This window comes from Streptomyces sp. NPDC031111 (assembly GCF_055570675.1).
The window spans coordinates 1-1,505 of record NZ_JBVIGS010000057.1 but is presented as its reverse complement, the minus strand read 5'-3'; the positions used below and the strand labels follow the sequence as shown (position 1 = coordinate 1,505).

Below are 1,505 nucleotides of genomic sequence, written 5' to 3'. Positions count from 1 at the left end.
CCGGGGGGTGCCTCTATGTCTTTCGTCAAGCGAGGCGTGGGGTTTTGGGTTCGTAGAAGGTGCCGTCGCGGAGCATCGCGAACAGCACGTTGATCCGTTGTCGGGCCAGGCGGAGAAGTGCCTGGGTGTGGGTCTTCCCGCGGGTCCGGCAGCGGTCGTAGTAGGTGCGGGAGGCGGGATCGTGCAGGGCGGCGAACGCGGACAGGAACATCGCGCGTTTTAGCTGCTGGTTGACGCCTCTGGGCGCGTGTTCGCCGTGGATCGAGGTCCCGGACGACTTCGTGGTCGGGGCGAGCCCGGCGTAGGAGGCCAGGTGGGCGGCGGTGGGGAAGCTGGTGCCGTCGCCGACGGTGACCAGCAAGGTGGCGGCGGTCCTGACTCCGAACCCCGGAATCGAGGTCAGGATCTTGGAAAGAGGGTGCTCCTCCAGCAGGGTCTCGATCTGGGCTTCCAGGGCCCTGCGCTGTTCGTGAACGGCGGCGAGAGAGCGGGCCAGGGATGGGATCACGATGTCGAGGGTGCCGGTGCCCGGGACCACAACGGTCTGCTCGTCGAGCGCTTCGAAGACGTCGGCGATCAGCCGGGCCGCCATGCGCGGGGCCTTGGGCCGGATCACCTCAACAAGCCTGTGACGACCTGCATTTCGGATGCTGGCCGGGGATCCATGGCGTTCCAGCAGCCAGGTCACGGCCTGGTGGTCCGGGCGCGGGCCCAGGACGCGCTCGAGGCTGGGGTGGAACTGGGTGAGCAGGCCGCGTATCCGGTTGGAGGTGCGGGTGGCCTCGGCCGCGAGGTCCTGGTCGTAGCCGACGAGGACGGTGATTTCGTCGGTGAGTTCCAGCGAGCGCAGGGTATGCGGCATGGGTCCGTGCGGCGTCGGCGATGACCGCGGCGTCCTTCGCGTCGGTCTTTGCCTCGCCCGGGTAGAGGTCGGCGATCCTTCGCATGGCCAGGCCAGGCCAGGCCAGGCCAGGCCGGGCAGGTAGGCGACCTTGCAGCCGGCATCCCGGGCGACCGTCAGAGGCAGGGCTCCGATCGAGGCGGGCTGGTCCACGACCACCAGCACGGTGCCGAACTTTGCGGCCAGTTTGTCGAAGACGGCCCGCAGCTTCGGCTCGCTGTTGGGCAGCTGTTTGTCGAGGACCTTCTTCCCTGCCGGGGTGAGGGCGTGCCCGTGATGGGCGCTCTTGCCGACGTCCAGGCCGAGGAAAACGCCCACGTCGTCGATGTCGTCCAACCCATCCTCCCGAACAGGGCTTGTGTGGTGCTGGCCAGGGCGTTGGCGTCGTATGCGCGCATCCACGTTATGCAGACCTGCCGCCCGCAAGCGGCCGGGCATTGCGCCAGGCCAGGCGGTAGTCGGACCTCTCATCAGCGTCTCCAACGGCGCCTCTCGGGCCTGGTGACACCACCCCCCCAGGTCATCTGTCCGACAGGGGGGAACAGTCATGCCGGGCCCGGAGGCCAGCGGCCCTCTTGCAGGACCGCGGAAAACATAACGGGGG

General features: G+C 68.4%; 1 pseudogene. It reads right to left on the bottom strand.

Features of this window, described 5'->3' with window-relative positions:
• Nucleotides 1–25: 25 nt before the first annotated feature.
• Nucleotides 26–1,237 (bottom strand): annotated as a pseudogene (locus ACZ470_RS40480) (IS110 family RNA-guided transposase).
• Nucleotides 1,238–1,505: the final 268 nt, after the last annotated feature.